The organism is Variovorax soli (genome assembly GCF_031454625.1).
Lineage (GTDB): Bacteria > Pseudomonadota > Gammaproteobacteria > Burkholderiales > Burkholderiaceae_C > Variovorax > Variovorax soli_A.
Genome location: NZ_JAVDRF010000001.1, coordinates 112,558 through 130,912, shown reverse-complemented (window position 1 = coordinate 130,912; position 18,355 = coordinate 112,558). Strand labels below are relative to the sequence as shown.

The following is an 18,355-nucleotide window of genomic DNA, read 5'->3' as shown; positions in this document are numbered from 1 at the left end:
ATGGCCCTGGTCGCCAACGCGCGCATGTACTCGGCCACCGCCGCTGCGCGGGCCGACTGGAAGACACTGCTCGCCTGGGTGCTCGCGCGCGCGGAGCTCGGCTGGGAGCTGATCGACCACGACGCGCCTGCGCCGCTTTCTGCGCTGTGGGCACGCGAGGACCTGGGGCTGGCGATGATGTGCGGGCTGCCCTTCTCGCAGCGCGCGCCGCGGCCCACGCTGATCGCCGCGCCGGTGCCTTCGCCCGCTCGTTACCATGGGCGGCCGGTCTACTTCACCGACATCGTGGTGCGTGCCGACGCGCCGTACCAGCGCCTCGAGGACACCTTCGGCGGCGTGGTGGGCTACACGCTGGCCGATTCGATGTCGGGCGGCGTCGCGCTGGCGAACCACCTTGCGCCCTACCGGCAAGCGCGTGGAAAGCGCCTCTACCGCAAGGCCGTCGGCAACCTGATTCACGCACGCGGCGTGATCGAGGCGCTGGCTGCCGGCACCATCGACGTCGGCCCGCTCGACAGCTACTACCACGACCTGCTGCGGCACAACGAGCCTGCGTTCGCGCAGCAGGTGCGCACCGTCGCGAGCACCGAGGCGCGGCCCATCCCGCCGCTGGTGGCGACGGCCGCGTTGAAGCCCGGCGAACTCGCGCGCCTGCGCGAGGCGCTGCAGGCCAGCACGACGGCACCCGAGCTCCGCGGCGTGACCGAACGCTTGCTGCTCGCGGCCTTCGCCACGCCCGACCGCGGGGACTACGACGTCCTCGCGCAGATCGCCCGTTCTCACCTTCCCAATTTCGAGGAACTCTGATGATCCAGCGTCGTCTTGCCCTTCTGCTGCCGCTCGTGTTCGCCTCCGTCGTCCATGCGCAGCCCTGGCCCGCCAAGCCGGTGCGCATCATCGTGCCCTTCGCGCCCGGCGGCCCGGCCGACGTGCTCGCCCGCGTGGTCGGACAGGACCTTTCCGATGCGCTCGGCCAGCCCTTCGTCGTCGACAACAAGGCCGGCGCAGCCGGCAACATCGGTGTCGAGCAGATCGCGAAGGCCGCGCCGGACGGCTACACCCTGGGCATCGTCCCGGTGGGCAACGTCGCGGTGAACCCGAGCCTCTTTCCCACGCTGCCGTACAAGGCCAGCGATCTCGCGCCGGTCGCGATGCTGGCGACGGTGGAGAACGTGCTGGTGGTCAACGCCAGCGTGCCCGCCCAATCGCTGAAGGAACTGCTGGCCTTGGCGAAGCAGAAGCCCGGCACGGTCAGCTTCGCCTCGCCCGGCGCCGGCAGCCAGGCCCATCTCGCCGGCGAGCTGATGGCGCTCGACGCCGACGTGAAGCTGATCCACGTACCCTACAAGGGCATCGGCCCGGCCATCAATGACCTGGTCGGCGGACAGGTGACGATGATGTTCGGTTCGATGTCGGCGGTGCTGCCCCACATCAAGTCCGGCAAGCTGCGCGCGCTCGGCGTGGCGAGCCTGAAGCGCTCGGCCGCCATGCCCGAGCTGCCGACGATCGCGGAGCAAGGCCTGCCGAAGTTCGAGGCGGTCTCGTGGTACGCGCTGATGGCGCCCGCCGGCACGCCTGCGGCCATCGTCGATCGACTCAACGCCGAGAGCGTGCGCGCGCTCGCCAAGCCCGCGATCAAGGAGAAGTTCGCGGCCCAGGGGTTGGAGCCGGGCAGCGGCAAGCCGCAGGAGCTCGCGGCCACGATCCGCACGGAGACCGCGCGCTGGGCCGAGGTGATCAGGAAGCAGAACATCAAGCCCGACTGATGGCCCTCACGCACTTTTCTTGCGCGAGCCTGCCCGCCACGCCGTGGAAGAACGGCGGTGGCACCACGCGGGAGATCGCCTGCTGGCCGGCGGGCGCGGGCTTGTCCGACTTCGGCTGGCGCGTGAGCATCGCGACCATCGCCGCCGCCGGACCCTTCTCCGTCTTCGCGGGTGTGGACCGCAGCATCATGCTGCTGGATGGCGAGGGCGTGCGCCTGCGCTCGCGCGACGGGCGCATCGATCACCGGCTCGATGTGCCGCACCGGCCCTTCGCGTTCCCCGGGGATGTGGAGATCGACTGCACGCTGCAGGACGGCGCGTCGAGCGACTTCAACGTGATGACGCGGCGCGGGCAATGGCGCGCGGAGGTGCGTGTGTTGGCGCATGCGGCCGACGTCGCGTCCGCCGCGCATGGTGTGCTGCTGGCCTTGCGTGGCGATTGGCGCTTGAATGACGAAGGGCAGGCCTGCCGCGAAGGCGAGGGCATGTGCTGGACCGACGCACCGCACGCGTGGCAGGCGGTGCCGGCTTCCCCGGAGGCACGCCTGGCCGCGGTGCGCGTGCTGCCCGCCGATCCCATGGCTTCGAGAGACGAACGATGAAAGCTTTCGACGAACTTCCTTCCGCCGACGGCCTGTGGACCGGCCTGCGACTGGCGCCCGGCGCGGCGCCCGGTGTGCAGCTGCCCGAAGGCGCCGAGGCGGCGATCGTCGTGGCGAACGGCCGCATCGGCTGGATCGGCGACAGCCGCGCCGTGCCCGCACGCTTCGCCGACGCGCCGCGCCACGAGGGCGGTGGCGCGCTCGTCACGCCGGGCCTGATCGATTGCCACACGCACCTGGTCTACGGCGGCCAACGCGCCAACGAATTCGCGATGCGGCTTGCGGGTGCGAGCTACGAGGAGGTCGCGAAGGCCGGCGGCGGCATCGTCGCCTCGGTGCGCGCCACGCGCGAAGCCAGCGAGGACCAGCTCTTCGGGCAGGCCGCGGAGCGCCTGGAACAACTGCTGGCCGACGGCGTGTGCGCGATCGAGATCAAGTCCGGCTACGGCCTCTCGCTCGATCACGAGCGCAAGCAGCTGCGCGTGGCACGACGCCTCGGCGAGGCCTATGGCGTGACCGTGCGCACCACTTTCCTCGGCGCCCACGCCCTGCCGCCCGACTACGCGGGCCGTAGCGGCGACTACATCGATGCGGTGTGCAAGAAGATGATGCCGGCGCTCGCGAACGAAGGGTTGGTCGACGCCGTCGACGTCTTCTGCGAGCGCATCGCCTTCTCGTTGCAGGAAACCGAGCGCGTGTTCCAGGCTGCCCGCGCGCTCGACCTGCCGGTCAAGCTGCATGCCGAGCAGCTCTCGGACATGGGCGGCGCGGCGCTCGCGGCGAGCTATGGGGCGCTTTCGTGCGACCACATCGAGCACCTCTCCCCCGAGGGCATCGCCGCGATGCGCGATGCCGGCAGCGTTGCCGTGCTGCTGCCCGGCGCCTACTACACGCTGCGCGACACGCACCTGCCGCCCATCGAGGCGCTGCGCGCCGCCGGCGTGCCGATGGCCGTGGCGACCGACCACAACCCCGGCACCTCCCCTGCGCTGAGCCTGCTGCTGATGATGAACATGGCCTGCACGCTGTTCCGCCTGACGGTGCCCGAGGCGCTGGCGGGCGTGACGGTGCACGCGGCACGCGCGCTGGGCTTGTCGGACACGCACGGCGTGCTCGGCGTGGGCCGTCCCGCCGACTTCGTGCTGTGGAATGCCACCGATGCCTCGGAACTGGCCTACTGGTTCGGGCGCCGCGCGGTGAAACGCGTGGTCCGCCAGGGCCGCGTGGCGCAGGAGGGCGCGCGATGAGCGAGCTCCGCGTCCTGCATGCCAGCGATGCGCTGTTGCCCTCAGGCTGGGCGCGCAACGTGCTGCTGCGTTGGGACGCCGCCGGCCGGCTCGTCCAGGTGCAGCCCGATGCGGAGCCCACGGTCGATGCGCCGCGCTCCACCGGCCCCGTCATCCCCGGCATGCCGAACCTGCACTCGCATGCCTTCCAGCGCGCCTTCGCCGGACTCACCGAATTCCGCGGCAGCGGAGAAGACAGCTTCTGGAGCTGGCGCACCCTGATGTACCGCTTCGCAGCGCAGCTGTCGCCGGCGCAGGTCGAAGCCATCGCGACCTGGCTCTATGTCGAGATGCTCGAGGCCGGCTACACCTCGGTCTGCGAATTCCACTACCTGCACCACGACCGCGACGGCCGTCCCTACGCCGAGGACGCCGAGCTCGCGCTCGCGCTGCTGCGTGCCGCCGAACGCACGGGCATCGGCCTGACCTTGCTGCCGGTGCTCTACCAGGCCAGCGGCTTCGGCGGGCTGGCGCCCAACGCGGGGCAGCGGCGCTTCATCCGCTCGACCGATTCGATGCTGCGCCTGCTCGAGCGGCTGCGCCCGTTGTGCGCAGCGCAGGGAGCGCGCCTCGGCCTCGCGCCGCATTCCCTGCGCGCCGTCACGCCCGAGGCCTTGCGTGACGTGCTCGCGGGGCTGGATGCAATCGACGCCACAGCGCCCATCCACATCCACATCGCCGAGCAGACGGCCGAGGTCGAAGCCTGCCTGGCCTGGAGCGGCCAGCGCCCCGTCGCCTGGCTGCTCGACCACGCGCCAGTCGATGCACGGTGGTGCCTCGTCCATGCCACGCACATGGATGCGGGCGAGTACCGCCGCGCGTCCGCGACCGGCGCCGTGGCGGGCCTGTGCCCGACCACCGAAGCCAACTTGGGCGACGGCCTCTTCGACTTCGGCGCGTGGCGCGCGGACGGCGGGCGCTGGGGCCTCGGCTCCGACAGCCACGCCTGCGTCAACGCGGCCGAGGAACTGCTGATGCTCGAATACGGCCAGCGGCTGGCCACCCGCCAGCGCAACATCGGCGCCGAGGCGGCCGAGCCTGGCGTCGCGACCGCCCTGACGCTCGCGGCCGTGCAGGGCGGGGCGCAGGCCTCGGGGCGCGCGGTCGGCGGCCTCGCGGTCGGCCAGCAGGCTGACTTCGTGATGCTCGACGCCCACCATCCGGCACTGGCCGGCCTCTGCGCGACCGACATGCTGTCCTCGCATGTCTTCGCCAGCCACCGCAGCAACGCGATCGCCGCGGCCTGGGTGGCTGGGGGGCGGCGCGTCGTCGGCGGACGGCATCCTCTTCACCACGACGCCGCGGCGGCCTTCGTCGCCGCGCGCAGCCAACTGCTCGACGCCTCGCCATGAACCTCTTCGAAACCACCGAGCCCCCTTTTCGCTTTCGCCAGGGCACCCGACCGCTGCTGATCTCGATGCCCCACGTGGGCACCTACCTCCCGCCCGCGCTCGCCGCGCGGCTGACTGAGGAGGCGAGGCAGGTGCCCGACACCGACTGGCATCTGGAGCGTCTCTACGACTTCGCCGACGAGCTGGGCGCGAGCGTGCTCGTGGCGACACACTCGCGCTACGTGGTCGACCTCAACCGGCCGCCGGACAACCAGAATCTCTACCCGGGCCAGGACACCACCGGCCTGTGCCCGGTCGACACCTTCGACAAGACGCCGCTGTACGCGGCCGGCGATGTGCCGGACGAGGCCGAGATCGCGGCGCGCGTCGATGCGGTCTGGAAGCCGTACCACCAGAAGCTGGCGGCCGAGCTGGAGCGGATGAAGGCCGTGCACGGCACCGTCGCGCTGTGGGACGCGCATTCGATCCGCTCGGTGCTGCCGCGCTTCTTCGAAGGGCGGTTGACGGATCTGAACCTGGGGACGGGGGGCGGGACGAGTTGCGATCCGACGCTGGCGGAGGCGCTGCTTCGGATCGCCTCATCGGCTGGCGGCTATTCGGCGGTGTTGAATGGCCGGTTCAAAGGAGGGCATATCACGCGCACCTACGGGAATCCTTCGGGTGGCGTGCATGCGGTGCAGTTGGAGATGACGCAGGCGAGCTATATGGAGGAGCGGTTGCCCTTTGCGTACCTGCCGGAAACCGCCATCCGCGTGCAGCCGGTGGTGCGGCGGATGGTGGAGAAGGTGCTGGACTTCTTGGCAGCCCGAGCGTAGGCAGTCGGCCTGCCTTCAACGGCTATTTCGCAGATGGATTTCCAAAAAAGATCGCGCTAGCTTCCAAGCTCGATAACTTTCTCTTGTAGTATGCGCTTGATGGCCCGGAGATGAAATTCAGCGCTTTCGGTGTTGTATGAAACTTGCGTGCAACTCCAAAGCTCTGCTATCGAGTTTCTAATTTTGCCCCTTATTTCAGTTGGTAGATAACCTTCCAATTTCTCGAATAAGGGGAACATGTATTTCGCTCTTTCTCTATCCGGAAGATTGCTCAGTGTCGATGCGATTTGATCGGTCTCCGGATATGCGATGGGATCCCGCATGTTGGTCCTGTCTCCAGCGACGCAGATTAGTATGTTCAATGCCCGCAAGGGCTTGCCTTTGCCGCCAAGGCTGCTGTAATTATCTATGAGCCTTTTAACTTCAGTGGCCATTTTATTGGGTGTAACTGGCACTATGTAGCCTGGACCGACGGGGCTTTTCATACCAGGCAACGTTGGTTTATCACGTTCTCGCAGTTGACGCGGCAGAAGATTTTCCCTTCTATTTATGCTTTTCACGAGTTCGTGCATATCTGGCCGCTCATTGCGCACAGCGGTATTGCTCACCTCTTCTTCAGGCGTGCTCGCTTCCTGTGTTTCCGCATCGTCGACATTTGATAGGAGCTGTTCCAGGGCGTTCAACTCTTTTTCTATAATCTCCACGTCTAGATCTGTGTTGGATGCGGGCGTGGTTACGCCTCTTGCGATCGAAGATTCTTTACCGTCCGGCAGTGATTCCGCAAAATTAGTCAATTCCGAAGTTTCACTTGGATCTCGCATCTGCGCTGCGTTTTCGTTGCGGAAAATGTACTCTTGCCCGGAGTCTGGCTCATCGCGCTCGTGAGAAGACGGTGGTTCAGTGCCTTCGCTCCTGTGCAGAACCGTCAGGCCTCCATCGGGGCGTAACGATCGCGTCGGCCGATGGGCCGTGTTTCGTGGGGTGTGGGCCTCTTGCCAATTCGTCGGAGCGTCTGAGGGAGGTTCATGGCTACTCTTCTTCGCTTTCCCGCGTGGAGACCAAAAACCTGAAATTTTCTCGAAACGCTTTGAAATCTTCGATACGCCAGATGGTGACTCCGGAGTTTGCCGAGGAATGATGGCCGAAAGTTTTTTGTTCTCCGCGTCGGCTTCCACTTTCTTCTTGGCTCGTTCGCTCTCGGAGGGCGCATTTGCACCTGATGTCGGACGGTTTGTGGGGTTTGGGTTTGTGCGGTTCATCGATGACTTCTCTAATTGACTGAAACGAAGCGCTGGGAGAAGTTGTTCGCCGGGACGCGGGTGCTAGTTATCTTTTCTTTTTTCCGCAGGCTCGATCTCATGGAGGTTTTTATCCTCTTCGATTGCGCCGAATTCCGAGGCGTTTTCAGGAATGGTTGTTGATCTCGTCAGATTGCTGGACGGGGAGACATCCATTCGCTCGGCCGGGGGCCGTCGGGGCGTGGTCTTGGTGCGAAGAAACTGGGGCTTCGAGGCTGCGCTGGTTCTCGGAGTTTTGGGGCTTTTGAGGGATACATCGACCTTCTCTGGCGGTTGAACGGGCTTTGGCGAATCCGGTGTCAAACTGGAAATGAGGGTTAACTTGTTTTGCCCTGTCGTCGTCATCAAAGAATCATCCGTGATGAGCTCTTCCAATCTGGTCATCAGGCCTTTTTCAGTTCGTGAGAGTGATGATCGCTGCGATCGAATATTCGGGTCGAATGATGGGTTCGGGACCGCGCCAGGGTCCATGTGTCGCCCGCGTAACGTCGTCGACCTGGTTTGGCGCACCAAGGCTGGCTTGGGGCTGCTCTCTCCCGTACCCACAGATGCCTTCTGGCTCGGACTTCTCTTTGGGGATGTGTCTTCTGTGTCTAGTCTGGTGGTGTCCGGCCCCGACATGGGGAGGGTTGGATTTATCGAGGTTCGTGGCGAATTGGTGGCTTGCTCCGGTATTCTTGGCAGAGGCCTGTTAGGCGGGGAGGAAGTCCGAAGGAGGGTCGTCGCGCCTTCAGAAAATTCACCTGGAGAGGTATGGGGTGTCGATTCGGGAACCTCCGGAGGAGGCCTGTTCGCCGGGGAGGAGGGCTCAGGCGTCAGGCGCAATCGTGGAACCGGTGATGGGTTTTTTGAGCCGACGACGGCTTGCAAAACGCTGGGCTCTTGGGGCGTCGTTGAAGTTTTATCGGAGTCGCCGACCGGATTTTTAACTGGAATTTTCGGAAGTGGTCTTATAGAACTCATGCGTTTGGTATTTCTGGAATCAACAATGAAAGGAATGGCAGCCGCGATCAGGCGAGCACGCTTGTCAAAAGAATGCCGCCGCTTTCCGCTGCTCGAAGGCCAGCGACGTCCCGCGCCGTTCGGGTTTGGTCGGCGTGAAATCGGAGCATCTCCGCCACAAATTCGCCGTCAAGCGCCTCGGCATCCCGGAGTTCCCCGCAGAAAATCGCGCGTGAGGAACCACCATCGAAGGCGTAGGCGCCACGCAGGTGTCCATGGGTATTCAGATTGAGCTGCAGCAATTGCTGGCAGACCTCCGCTCGGTCGTGCGGGCCGGTTTCGCCCAGGTCGATGTAGAAATAAAGCGCATCGGTGTCTTCTGCAGCGTCGAAATCCATCAGGATTTCGATCTCGTCCAACCAGAACGAGTAGCGCCCCTCATGCTTCGACGGGTCGACCCGCAAGGCGCGGGCAGCGGTTTCGCAGATGCCGGTGAATTGGATTTGGTTCATGGTCCTTGGGATGTGCCGGGCCGGTCCACCATGGACGCAGCGACGCCCTCCACTCCGTAACCCTTTGTCGCGATCAGTTCCGCCCCCGCCGCAAAGACCAGGCTTGGGAGGGCTGATCCCCAATTCCTACAATCCCCCCATGAAGCCCCTCGTCTACACCCGCGCCCAGCAGCTCCCCGCCATCCTCGCCAGCCGCATCGCCATCCTCGACGGCGCCATGGGCACGATGATCCAGCGCTTCAAGCTCACCGAGGCCCAGTACCGCGGCGAGCGCTTCAAGGACTTTCCCCGCGACGTGAAGGGCAACAACGAGCTGCTCTCGCTCACCCGCCCCGAGGTGATCCGCGACATCCACGAGGGCTACCTGGCCGCCGGCGCCGACCTGATCGAGACCAACACCTTCGGCGCCACCCGCATCGCGCAGGAGGACTACAAGATGGCCGAGCTCGCGCGCGAGATGAATGTCGAATCGGCCCGCATCGCCCGTGCCGCCTGCGACAAGTTCTCCACGCCCGACAAGCCGCGCTTCGTGGCCGGTGCCCTGGGCCCGACGCCCAAGACCGCGAGCATCAGCCCCGACGTGAACGACCCGGGCGCGCGCAACGTGAGCTTCGAAGAGCTGCGCGCCTCCTACTACGAGCAGGTGGAGGCGCTGGTCGCAGGCGGCGCCGACGTGCTGCTGGTCGAGACCATCTTCGACACCCTCAATGCCAAGGCCGCGCTGTTCGCGATCGACGAGTACTTCGAGGCGAGCGGCGAGCGCCTGCCGCTGATCATCAGCGGCACGGTGACCGACGCTTCCGGCCGCATCCTCAGCGGCCAGACCGTCACCGCCTTCTGGCACAGCGTGCGCCACGCGCGGCCGCTGGCCGTCGGGCTGAACTGCGCGCTGGGCGCGGCCTTGATGCGGCCGTACATCCAGGAGCTGGCCCGCGTGGCGGACGACACCTTCATCAGCTGCTACCCCAACGCCGGCCTGCCCAACCCGATGAGCGAGACAGGCTTCGATGAGACGCCCGAGGTCACCTCGCGCCTGCTGCACGAATTCGCGTCCGAGGGGCTGGTCAATATCGTGGGCGGCTGCTGCGGCACCACGCCCGAGCACATCGCCGCGATCGGGCAGGCGGTGTCGCCGCTGGCGGGCCGGGCGCTGCACCGGGCGGCCTTCTATCCCGAAGCCGCTTGAGGGCGACGCCGGGCTCCGGCTTGCTGTAAAGGCCGGATGAAGAAGCTCTCCAAGGGTTATGGCGGTGCACCGCCCCCGCAGCGGGCCCGTTGGACGGGCAGGCCGTGGCCAAATGGCAACGCCCCGGGCACGCGGCCGGCCCTGCAGTTCATCAAGGAGGCACCATGAACAACAAGCTCGCGCAACGCTGGATCGGCATCGGAACCCTCGCGCTCGCGCTTCCGATCGCCGCGGCGGCCCAGGAGGCCGTGGCTCGCCACACCGTCAACCTGCGGGCGGGACCTTCCGGCGAATACCCGGTGGTGGCGCGGCTGGGCCCCGGCCAGCCCTTCGATGTGCTGGGCTGCATCAGCGGCTACAGCTGGTGCGACGTGGTACTGCCGGACGGCCTGCGCGGCTGGGTCTATGCAGGCGCCATCGACTACGTCTACGACAACCGCCGCGTGCCGTTGGCGACCTACGGCGCGATCATCGGCGTGCCGATCGTCGGCTTCAGCATCGGCAACTACTGGTCCAACCACTACCGCGACCGACCCTGGTACGGCGAGCAGCGCTGGTGGCATGGCCAGCGGCCGCCGCCCCCGGTGGCGGGCTGGCAGCCGGTGCCGGCGCCACGGCCCGAATGGCGACCGAACCCCTGGCACGACCGTGACCCGGGCTATCGGCGGCATGCGGACCCCGGCGTCAGGCCGTATCCCGGCTGGCAGCCGCCGCCCGGACAGCGTCCGCCGCCGGATCAGGGCTTCCGTCCGCCGCGCCCTGACAGAGATATCCGCCCGCCACAACCGGGCCCCGACTTCCATCAACGGGCGATCCCCGGCGTCCAGCCGCCCATGCATGCGCAGCCACCGGCCATGCCGCAGGGCGTCCGTCCGCCGCAGGCGCAGCCGGCTCCGCCGGCCGCCCGGCCGCCGATGCCGAGCGCCATGCCCGGGGCGGACCTGCGGCAACGGCAGATGGACCGGATCAATCGGCCGCCGTCTTCGTCGGACGATCGTCCTTAAGGGCTGCGCGTACAGGTCGCGCCCTCGGGGGCGCGCGGCTAGTCCTTCTTGCGCGCGATCAGCGCCACGAAGCGCTGCGCCCCCAAGCCGAGCGGGCGCTCGCGCGACCAGACCACGTCCACCCACAGGTCCAGTCCATTGGAGAGGTTCTCGAAGGGAATCTCGACCAGCGCTCCCGCCGCCACATGCGGCCGCGCGAAGTTGCGCGGCAGCCAGCCCCAACCCAGCCCGGCGGTGATCAGGCTCAGCGCAGCGAGCGCGTTGTCGGTGCGCCAGACGTGGCGCGCGAACTCGAAGCGCGGGTCGCGCGTGGCCAGGTCGCGGCCCGCCACCACGATCTGGCGGGTGGTGCGCAGGTGGTCCTCGCGCAGCCGGCCGCCGGCGCCGGTCAGCGCCGGGTGCGCGGGGGCGATGACCGCCACCATCGTCTCGTTGGCCACCTCCTGGAAGCCCTCGCGGCCGTCGAGGCTCGGCCGCTCGAAGACCAGCGCCAGCTGCGCGCGGCCGCTGTGCAGCAGTGCCAACGCGTCGTCCTGGGGCGCGGCCAGCACCTCGACCTCGAGCTGCGGGTAGTCCTGCGCGAGTGTGGCCAGGGGCCCGCTCCAGGGCGCCGCCAGCAGCTCGGGCGCGATGGCGAGCGTGAGGCGGTTCTCCAGGCCTTGCGTGAGGGCCAGCGCCTGCACCTGCAGTTGCTGAAGCTGCGCCGCCAGCAAGCGGGCCTGCGGCTCCAGCGAGCGCGCGGCCGGCGTCGGCTGCGGCTCGCGCCCGCTGCGGTCGAAAAGAGCGAGGTGCAGCTCCGCCTCCAGGTTGGCGATGGCCATGCTCACGGCCGAGGGAACGCGACGCAGGGCGCGGGCCGCCGCCGAGAAGGAACCGTGGTCGAGCACGGCCAGGAAGACCTGCACGTTGTCGCTGTTGAAGCTCATCGGCCTATCAGTACAGCTGAAGGAAGGTGACTTTTTATATCAGCATGGCACACATAAAGTCGAGCCCTGACGCAGCAACGACACCGGACGATTCATGCAAGGGCTCAAGCGCCGCATCCTCTACATCACGCTCTATGAAGGCATCGCCATCGTCGCGGCCGGTGCCGGGCTCGCGTGGATGACGGGGCAGGGCGCCGGCCCGTCGGCCGTGGCGTCCGTCCTGGCCTCCGCCATCGCCATCTTCTGGAACTTCACCTTCAACGCTCTCTTCGAGCGCTGGGAGTCCCGCCAGGCCGTGCGCGGCCGCAGCCTGCGCCGCCGCGTCGCCCACGCGATCGGCTTCGAGGGCGGGCTGGTGGCCTTCCTGGTGCCGGTCTTCGCCTGGTGGCTCGACGTGAGCCTGTGGCAGGCGCTGGTGATGGACCTCGGCCTGGTGGTGTTCTTCCTGGTCTACACCTTCGTCTTCAACTGGGCCTTCGACGCCATCTTCGGCCTGCCCGCGTCGGCGGCCGGGGCCGCAGTGCAGCCGGCGTAAAATCGCCGGCTCCCAAGGAGCGTTGCAGCGCGGCCCTCCCTTGTCGAGGGCGCCGCGTCAGGCTTGGGCTTCCATTTTCTGGAGTGCAACGACGCTCGCCTGATTCCATTCGCAGGTGAGCCCATGTCTTCCGATTCCTCCTCTCCCGTCCTCGTCCCCCCGATGAAGCTGTCCGGCCTCGAGCCGGTGCAGATCGGCGCAGGCACGCTGTTCGTCAACATCGGCGAGCGCACCAACGTCACCGGCTCCAAGGCCTTCGCCCGCATGGTCCTGAACGGCCAGTTCGAGGAGGCGCTGGCGGTGGCGCGCCAGCAGGTCGAGAACGGCGCCCAGGTGATCGACATCAACATGGACGAGGCCATGCTCGACAGCAAGGCCGCGATGGTCCGCTTCCTGAACCTGATCGCCAGCGAGCCCGACATCGCGCGCGTGCCGATCATGATCGACAGCTCGAAGTGGGAGGTGATCGAGGCCGGGCTGCGCTGCATCCAGGGCAAGGGCATCGTCAACTCGATCAGCATGAAGGAAGGCGTGGAGGGCTTCAGGCACCAGGCCACGCTGCTGCGGCGCTACGGCGCGGCGGCGGTGGTGATGGCCTTCGACGAGCAAGGCCAGGCCGACACCTACCAGCGCAAGATCGAGATCTGCGAGCGCGCCTACCGCATCCTGGTCGACGAGGTGGGCTTCCCGCCCGAGGACATCATCTTCGACCCCAACATCTTCGCGATCGCCACCGGCATCGAGGAGCACAACAACTACGCGGTCGACTTCATCGAGGCCACGCGCTGGATCAAGAAGAACCTGCCGGGCGCCAAGGTCTCCGGCGGCGTGTCGAACGTGAGCTTCAGCTTCCGCGGCAACGACCCGGTGCGTGAAGCGATCCACACCGTGTTCCTCTACCACGCGATCCAGGCGGGCATGGACATGGGCATCGTCAATGCCGGCATGGTCGGCGTGTACGACGACCTCGAGCCGTCCCTGCGGGAGCGCGTGGAAGACGTCGTGCTCAACCGCCGCCCCGACGCCGGCGAGCGCCTGGTCGAAGTGGCCGAGAGCGCGAAGAGCGGCGCCAAGGACGACAGCAAGAAGCTCGAATGGCGCGGCACGGCGGAGCAGCCGGTGTCGGTCAACCAGCGGCTGTCGCATGCGCTGGTGCACGGCATCACCGACTTCATCGTCGACGATACCGAGGAGGCCTACCGCGCCATCCTCGCCAAAGGCGGCCGCCCGCTGCACGTGATCGAAGGCCCGCTGATGGACGGCATGAACGTGGTGGGCGACCTGTTCGGCGCCGGCAAGATGTTCCTGCCCCAGGTGGTGAAGTCGGCGCGCGTGATGAAGCAGGCCGTGGCCCACCTGATCCCCTACATCGAGGAAGAGAAGCGCCAGGACGAAGCCGCCGGCCGCGACGTGCGCAGCAAGGGCAAGATCGTCATCGCCACCGTCAAGGGCGACGTGCACGACATCGGCAAGAACATCGTCACCGTCGTGCTCCAGTGCAACAACTTCGAGGTGGTGAACATGGGCGTGATGGTGCCCTGCCACGAGATCCTGGCGCGCGCCAAGGTCGAAGGCGCGGACATCGTGGGCCTGTCGGGCCTGATCACGCCCAGCCTGGAGGAGATGCAGTACGTCGCCGGCGAGATGCAGAAGGACGAGCACTTCCGCATCCGCAAGATTCCCCTGCTGATCGGCGGCGCCACCACCAGCCGCGTGCACACGGCGGTGAAGATCGCGCCGCATTACGAGGGGCCGGTGGTCTACGTGCCCGACGCGTCGCGCAGCGTGAGCGTGGCGCAGTCGCTGCTGTCGGAACAAGCCACCGCCTACATCGACGAGATCAATGCCGACTACGACAAGGTCCGGCATCTGCATGCCAACAAGAAGCAGGTGCCGCTGTGGCCGCTGGCCAAGGCGCGTGCCAACAAGACGCCGATCGACTGGCAGGGCTATGTGCCGCCGGTGCCGAAGTTCACCGGCCGGCGCGTCTTCCGCAACTTCGATTTGACGGAGCTCGCGAAGTACATCGACTGGGGCCCCTTCTTCCAGACCTGGGACCTGGCCGGGCCCTTCCCGGCGATCCTCAAGGACGAGGTCGTGGGCAGCGAGGCCGTGCGCGTCTTCGGCGATGGGCAGCGCATGCTCAAGCGCCTCATCGAGGGCCGCTGGCTCACGGCCAACGGCGTGATCGGCTTCTGGCCTGCCAACACGGTGAACGACGACGACATCGCGCTCTACGCCGACGAGACACGCACCGAGCCCGTACTCACCTGGTACGGCCTGCGCCAGCAAACCGAGAAGCAGGCCATCGACGGCGTGATGCGCCCCAGCCGTTGCCTGGCCGACTTCGTGGCGCCGCGCGACAGCGGCCTGGCCGACTACGTGGGCATGTTCGCGGTCACGGCAGGCATCGGCGTCGAGAAGAAGGAGAAGTTCTTCCTCGACGACCTCGACGACTACTCGGCCATCATGCTCAAGGCCCTGGCCGACCGGCTGGCCGAGGCCTTCGCGGAGGCGCTGCACCACCGCGTGCGTACCGACCTCTGGGGCTATGCGCCCGACGAGGCCCTGAGCAATGAAGCGATGATCGCCGAGAAGTACCGCGGCATCCGCCCCGCGCCCGGCTACCCCGCCTGCCCGGACCACAGCGTGAAAGGCCCGATGTTCGAGCTGCTGCAGTGCCAGGACATCGGCATGACCCTGACGGAAAGCCTGGCCATGCTGCCCGCCGCCAGCGTCAGCGGCTTCTACCTGAGCCATCCGGCGGCCACTTACTTCAACGTCGGCAAGATCGGGCACGACCAGTTGCAGGACCAGGCCGCGCGGCGCCACGCGAGCGAGGCGGAGCTGGAGCGGCTGCTGGCGCCCAATCTCTGATGCTCGAGAAACTCACCTTCGCGGCCGTGCACTACGCCGCGCTGGCGATCTTCGTCGCCGGCTGCTGGGGCTTCGGACGCGCGCTGTTCACGCGCCTGGGGGGCCCTGTCCGGCACGACTTCTGGCTCGAGACGGCCATGACGACGGCGCTCGGCGTCGGCATCTTCATCTGCGTGTTCCAGGCGCTGGGCATCGCGGGTCTGTTGAAGCTGCCCGGCGTCTTGCTGACCGTCGCGATCGGCTTCGCCGCGGCTTGCGTGCAGGTCCCCGTCTGGCTGCGGCAGGCGCGCGCGCTCGACCCCGGGCCGTCCCTGACGTGGGTCGAGAAGGCGGGGCTGGCTGCGCTGGCGCTGGTCGCGCTGCCCACGCTGGTGGCGCCGCTGGCGCCGCCCGCGGCCTTCGACGAGCTGATGTACCACCTGCCCTATGCGCGCCAGGTGGCGCAGAGCGGCCAGCTCGGCATCCATGAATGGCTGCGCTATCCCTGGTTTCCGTACAACTACAACCTGCTCTATGCCGGCGCGCTGCTGGTCGGCGACGACGCACTGCCGCACTTCATGAACGCGCTGGCCGGCTGGCTGTCGGTGTGGATGGTCTACCGCCTGGGCCTGCAGTACCTCAACCGCGTGCTGGCCTGCGCGGCTGCTGCCATCTGGCTCGGCATCGGCGACTACTCGAACGCATTGATCGACATGGGCGTGGCGCTGTTCGTGTTGTCTGCGTGGATTGCCCTGTGGTGGTGGAACGAGTCGCACGCGGTGCAGCCGGCGCAGGGCGCGCGCTGGCTGGCCCTGGCCGCCTTCTTCCTGGGCCTCGCGGCCGGTTCCAAGTACCAGGCGTTGACCTTCCTTCCCTTGGCCGCGTGGTTCGTGGTCCGGCGAGAAAGGCGTCCGGCAGTCTGGGTGGCGGGCCTCGTGTGCTTCCTCCTGCCCTGTGTCTACTGGTACGCGCGCAACGCCGTGATGACCGGCGATCCTTTCAATCCGATCGGCGCCAAGGTGTTCGGCTTTACCAACTGGAACCTTGCCGACTACAAGAACCAGGTCGACGACGTGCGCGCCCACGCGGCGCTGCCGAACTTCCTGATCTGGCCGGTGGTGCTCGCGCCCCTCAGCCTGGCCTGGCGGCGCTCGCCGGCGGTGCATGCGGCGATCGTCTTCTGCGCCTATTCGCTGCTCGTGTGGGCGCTGACCTCGCGCTATCCGCGCTACATGACGGCGTCCTTCCCGCTGCTCGCGCTGGTGGCGGTGCTGGGGTGGCAGGTCCTGCTGGGATGGATCGCCGGCGCGCTGCGCAGGCTGCTGCCGGCGAAGGGCCGGACCGGCTGGCCGGTGCGTGCGGGGGGCGTCGCGGCCGGGCTGTTCCTGGCCGTGCTGGCCGCGGTGTCGTTCCGGCACACCACGAGCGAACTGGCCAAGGTATCGGCCAGCCCCGCGGAGCGCGAGGCCTTCCTGCGCGCCAACGTGCCGGGCTATGCCGTGATGAACCACGTGCGCGAGCACGTCACGGGCCGCGTCTACCAGATCGCACTGAGCGAGGCCATCTACTACGGGCCCAACCCGATCTGGGGTGACACGCTCGGCCCCTGGCGCTATGCGGATTTCCCGCTGCTGCCGGCGGCCGAGGCGGCGCGCAGGTTCGCCGGGCTGGGCTTCGAGGCCATCGTGATGCCCGATGCGGTGGCGCGCACCCTGGTCGGCCACGAGGATTTCAACCGCCATTTCACCTTGATGGTCGCGCAGGACGGCGCCAAGGCCTACCGTATCCTGCCACCTGCACCATGAACGAAGCTCCTGCCTCCACCGCCCCGCGGCCCGCGCTGCGCATTGCCGCGGTGATCCCCTGCTACAACGAGGCGCTCGCCATCGCGCAGGTGGTGGACGAGTTCCGCGCCGCGTTGCCCGAGGCCGAGATCCACGTCTTCGACAATGCCTCCACCGACGACACGGCCGCCGTTGCCCGGGCGGCCGGCGCCCAGGTGACCCACGTGGCCCTGCGCGGCAAGGGCAACGTGGCGCGCCGCATGTTCGCCGACGTGGAGGCCGACCTCTATGTGATGGTCGACGGCGACGCCACCTACGATCTGGGCGAGCTGCGCCGCCTGGTCGACACGCTGGTCGACGGCAACCTCGACATGGTGGTCGGCTCGCGGGTGGACGACGGCCACGACGCGCAGACCTACCGCGCCGGCCACCGCTTCGGCAACCGCTTGCTCACCGGCGCGGTGGCGGCGCTCTTCGGCGGACGTCTCACCGACATGCTCTCGGGCCTGCGCGTGTTCTCCCGGCGCTATGCCAAGTCCTTCCCTGCCGTTTCGGAGGGCTTCGAGATCGAGACCGAGCTCACGGTCCACGCGCTGGAGCTGCGCATGCCCTTCGCCGAGCTGCCGGTGCGCTACCGTTCGCGGCCCGAGGGCTCGCACAGCAAGCTCTCCACCTACCGCGACGGCTGGCGCATCCTCAAGACCATCTGCAAGCTGTTCGTGAGCGAGAGGCCGCTGCTGTTCTTCTCGGCCATTGCGACCGTGCTCGCACTCGGGTCGATCCTGGCGGCGATTCCCCTGGCGCTGACCTACGTCGAGACCGGACTGGTGCCGCGCCTGCCGACCGCCGTGCTGCTGACCGGCACCATGCTGGTCGCGATGCTCGCCTTCGTCTGCGGCATCGTGCTGGACACCGTGACCATGGGCCGCCAGGAGGCCAAGCGCTTGCGCTACCTGGCCATTCCGGGTGTGCGGCACTTGCTCGGGCGATGAGGCTGGGCCGCGAGTTCCTGCTGTTCGCGTTCGCCGGCGTCATCGGCCTGGGCGTCGACGTCGGCGTGCTCTACCTCGCGGCGCCGCTGCTCGGCTGGTATGCGGCGCGCGTGCTGTCCTTCCTCGCGGCGGCGACTGCCACCTGGGCGCTGAACCGGCGCTACGCCTTCGGCGCGCGGCATTCGGGCGCCTCGCTGGCGCGCGAATATTTCAGCTACCTGCTGACCATGCTCGGCGGGGCCGTGGTGAACTACGGCGTCTACGTGCTGGTGCTGCACACGGTCGAGGGCCCCTGGGCACCCGCGTTCGGCGTGGCCCTGGGCAGTTGCGCGGGCATGACGCTGAACTTCCTGGCCGCAAGGCAGCTGATCTTCAAGTCGAGACGCGGACGCTGAGGGCTGGCGGCATGGCGATGCGCCGCGATGAAAAAGCATTGCCGCTCAAGTCCTGGAAAAGCACGGTCCGCCGGCAGCGACGGCTCGATCGAGTCATTCGCCGG

The 18,355-nt window shown here is 67.5% G+C and carries 17 protein-coding genes and 1 riboswitch; of the genes, 13 read left to right on the top strand and 4 right to left on the bottom strand.

Going from position 1 to position 18,355, the window contains the following annotated elements:
* From J2739_RS00630 to hutG, 6 genes are read left to right on the top strand one after another with little or no spacing between them, the layout of a single operon-like run.
* Positions 1-807, top strand: coding sequence for a phosphate/phosphite/phosphonate ABC transporter substrate-binding protein (locus J2739_RS00630; RefSeq protein ID WP_309897764.1), 807 nt, complete (start codon positions 1-3; stop codon positions 805-807).
* Positions 807-1,766, top strand: coding sequence for a Bug family tripartite tricarboxylate transporter substrate binding protein (locus tag J2739_RS00625; protein WP_309897763.1), 960 nt, complete (start codon positions 807-809; stop codon positions 1,764-1,766). The genes J2739_RS00630 and J2739_RS00625 overlap by 1 nt, the downstream gene beginning before the upstream one ends.
* Entirely contained in the window at positions 1,766-2,368 is a 603-nt protein-coding gene (locus tag J2739_RS00620) for a HutD/Ves family protein (protein WP_309897762.1), read from the top strand. The genes J2739_RS00625 and J2739_RS00620 overlap by 1 nt, the downstream gene beginning before the upstream one ends.
* The gene (gene hutI, locus J2739_RS00615; protein WP_309897761.1) at positions 2,365-3,615 is read left to right on the top strand and encodes an imidazolonepropionase; all 1,251 of its coding nucleotides are present in this window, start codon (positions 2,365-2,367) and stop codon (positions 3,613-3,615) included. Before J2739_RS00620 ends, hutI begins: the two co-directional genes overlap by 4 nt.
* Positions 3,612-5,006, top strand: a complete 1,395-nt coding sequence (locus tag J2739_RS00610) for a formimidoylglutamate deiminase (protein ID WP_309897760.1) — start codon at positions 3,612-3,614, stop codon at positions 5,004-5,006. Before hutI ends, J2739_RS00610 begins: the two co-directional genes overlap by 4 nt.
* Entirely contained in the window at positions 5,003-5,821 is an 819-nt protein-coding gene (hutG, locus tag J2739_RS00605) for an N-formylglutamate deformylase (RefSeq protein WP_309897759.1), read from the top strand. The genes J2739_RS00610 and hutG overlap by 4 nt, the downstream gene beginning before the upstream one ends.
* Positions 5,822-5,877: 56 nt before the next feature.
* On the opposite strand, the gene J2739_RS00600 is transcribed toward hutG, so the two are convergent.
* From J2739_RS00600 to J2739_RS00590, 3 genes are all read right to left on the bottom strand, one after another.
* Positions 5,878-7,080 carry a hypothetical protein gene (locus J2739_RS00600; RefSeq protein ID WP_309897758.1) on the bottom strand — a complete coding sequence of 401 codons (1,203 nt, stop codon included), beginning with the start codon at positions 7,078-7,080 and terminating at the stop codon, positions 5,878-5,880.
* 63 nt (positions 7,081-7,143) lie between these two features.
* Positions 7,144-7,503 carry a hypothetical protein gene (locus J2739_RS00595; protein ID WP_309897757.1) on the bottom strand — a complete coding sequence of 120 codons (360 nt, stop codon included), beginning with the start codon at positions 7,501-7,503 and terminating at the stop codon, positions 7,144-7,146.
* 626 nt (positions 7,504-8,129) lie between these two features.
* Entirely contained in the window at positions 8,130-8,573 is a 444-nt protein-coding gene (locus J2739_RS00590; protein WP_309897756.1) for a CesT family type III secretion system chaperone, read from the bottom strand.
* 139 nt (positions 8,574-8,712) lie between these two features.
* On the opposite strand from J2739_RS00590, the gene J2739_RS00585 reads away from it, so the two are divergent.
* Both J2739_RS00585 and J2739_RS00580 read left to right on the top strand, forming a co-directional pair.
* Positions 8,713-9,759: a homocysteine S-methyltransferase family protein gene (locus tag J2739_RS00585; protein WP_309897755.1), complete on the top strand. Its 1,047-nt coding sequence runs from the start codon at positions 8,713-8,715 to the stop codon at positions 9,757-9,759.
* Between the two features lie 164 nt (positions 9,760-9,923).
* Entirely contained in the window at positions 9,924-10,763 is an 840-nt protein-coding gene (locus tag J2739_RS00580) for an SH3 domain-containing protein (RefSeq protein ID WP_309897754.1), read from the top strand.
* A 38-nt stretch (positions 10,764-10,801) separates the two neighbouring features.
* On the opposite strand, the gene J2739_RS00575 is transcribed toward J2739_RS00580, so the two are convergent.
* On the bottom strand, positions 10,802-11,689 hold the full coding sequence (locus J2739_RS00575) for a LysR family transcriptional regulator (protein ID WP_309897753.1): 888 nt from the start codon (positions 11,687-11,689) through the stop codon (positions 10,802-10,804).
* Positions 11,690-11,783: 94 nt separating this feature from the next.
* Here J2739_RS00575 and J2739_RS00570 point away from each other — a divergent pair, with 94 nt between their 5' ends.
* From J2739_RS00570 to J2739_RS00550, 5 genes are all read left to right on the top strand, one after another.
* A complete protein-coding gene (locus J2739_RS00570; protein WP_309897752.1) occupies positions 11,784-12,224 on the top strand; it encodes a PACE efflux transporter in 441 nt (146 codons plus the stop codon).
* Positions 12,225-12,232: 8 nt separating this feature from the next.
* Positions 12,233-12,328: riboswitch (S-adenosyl-L-homocysteine riboswitch) on the top strand.
* A gap of 19 nt (positions 12,329-12,347) precedes the next feature.
* A complete protein-coding gene (gene metH / locus J2739_RS00565; protein WP_309897751.1) occupies positions 12,348-15,101 on the top strand; it encodes a methionine synthase in 2,754 nt (917 codons plus the stop codon).
* Positions 15,101-16,885, top strand: coding sequence for an ArnT family glycosyltransferase (locus tag J2739_RS00560; protein ID WP_309897750.1), 1,785 nt, complete (start codon positions 15,101-15,103; stop codon positions 16,883-16,885). Before metH ends, J2739_RS00560 begins: the two co-directional genes overlap by 1 nt.
* Positions 16,882-17,856 carry a glycosyltransferase family 2 protein gene (locus J2739_RS00555; protein WP_309897749.1) on the top strand — a complete coding sequence of 325 codons (975 nt, stop codon included), beginning with the start codon at positions 16,882-16,884 and terminating at the stop codon, positions 17,854-17,856. The genes J2739_RS00560 and J2739_RS00555 overlap by 4 nt, the downstream gene beginning before the upstream one ends.
* Positions 17,853-18,251 (top strand): GtrA family protein, encoded by a 399-nt coding sequence (locus J2739_RS00550; RefSeq protein WP_309897748.1) that lies wholly within the window; start codon positions 17,853-17,855, stop codon positions 18,249-18,251. Before J2739_RS00555 ends, J2739_RS00550 begins: the two co-directional genes overlap by 4 nt.
* The last annotated feature ends 104 nt before the right edge of the window (positions 18,252-18,355 follow it).

Coding starts and splice junctions, on each gene's coding strand:
- J2739_RS00630 (WP_309897764.1), top strand. CDS start 1: ATGGCCCTGGTCGCCAACGCGCGCATGTACTCGGCCACCGCCGCTGCG.
- J2739_RS00625 (WP_309897763.1), top strand. CDS start 807: ATGATCCAGCGTCGTCTTGCCCTTCTGCTGCCGCTCGTGTTCGCCTCC.
- J2739_RS00620 (WP_309897762.1), top strand. CDS start 1,766: ATGGCCCTCACGCACTTTTCTTGCGCGAGCCTGCCCGCCACGCCGTGG.
- hutI (WP_309897761.1), top strand. CDS start 2,365: ATGAAAGCTTTCGACGAACTTCCTTCCGCCGACGGCCTGTGGACCGGC.
- J2739_RS00610 (WP_309897760.1), top strand. CDS start 3,612: ATGAGCGAGCTCCGCGTCCTGCATGCCAGCGATGCGCTGTTGCCCTCA.
- hutG (WP_309897759.1), top strand. CDS start 5,003: ATGAACCTCTTCGAAACCACCGAGCCCCCTTTTCGCTTTCGCCAGGGC.
- J2739_RS00600 (WP_309897758.1), bottom strand. CDS start 7,080: ATGAACCGCACAAACCCAAACCCCACAAACCGTCCGACATCAGGTGCA.
- J2739_RS00595 (WP_309897757.1), bottom strand. CDS start 7,503: ATGACCAGATTGGAAGAGCTCATCACGGATGATTCTTTGATGACGACG.
- J2739_RS00590 (WP_309897756.1), bottom strand. CDS start 8,573: ATGAACCAAATCCAATTCACCGGCATCTGCGAAACCGCTGCCCGCGCC.
- J2739_RS00585 (WP_309897755.1), top strand. CDS start 8,713: ATGAAGCCCCTCGTCTACACCCGCGCCCAGCAGCTCCCCGCCATCCTC.
- J2739_RS00580 (WP_309897754.1), top strand. CDS start 9,924: ATGAACAACAAGCTCGCGCAACGCTGGATCGGCATCGGAACCCTCGCG.
- J2739_RS00575 (WP_309897753.1), bottom strand. CDS start 11,689: ATGAGCTTCAACAGCGACAACGTGCAGGTCTTCCTGGCCGTGCTCGAC.
- J2739_RS00570 (WP_309897752.1), top strand. CDS start 11,784: ATGCAAGGGCTCAAGCGCCGCATCCTCTACATCACGCTCTATGAAGGC.
- metH (WP_309897751.1), top strand. CDS start 12,348: ATGTCTTCCGATTCCTCCTCTCCCGTCCTCGTCCCCCCGATGAAGCTG.
- J2739_RS00560 (WP_309897750.1), top strand. CDS start 15,101: ATGCTCGAGAAACTCACCTTCGCGGCCGTGCACTACGCCGCGCTGGCG.
- J2739_RS00555 (WP_309897749.1), top strand. CDS start 16,882: ATGAACGAAGCTCCTGCCTCCACCGCCCCGCGGCCCGCGCTGCGCATT.
- J2739_RS00550 (WP_309897748.1), top strand. CDS start 17,853: ATGAGGCTGGGCCGCGAGTTCCTGCTGTTCGCGTTCGCCGGCGTCATC.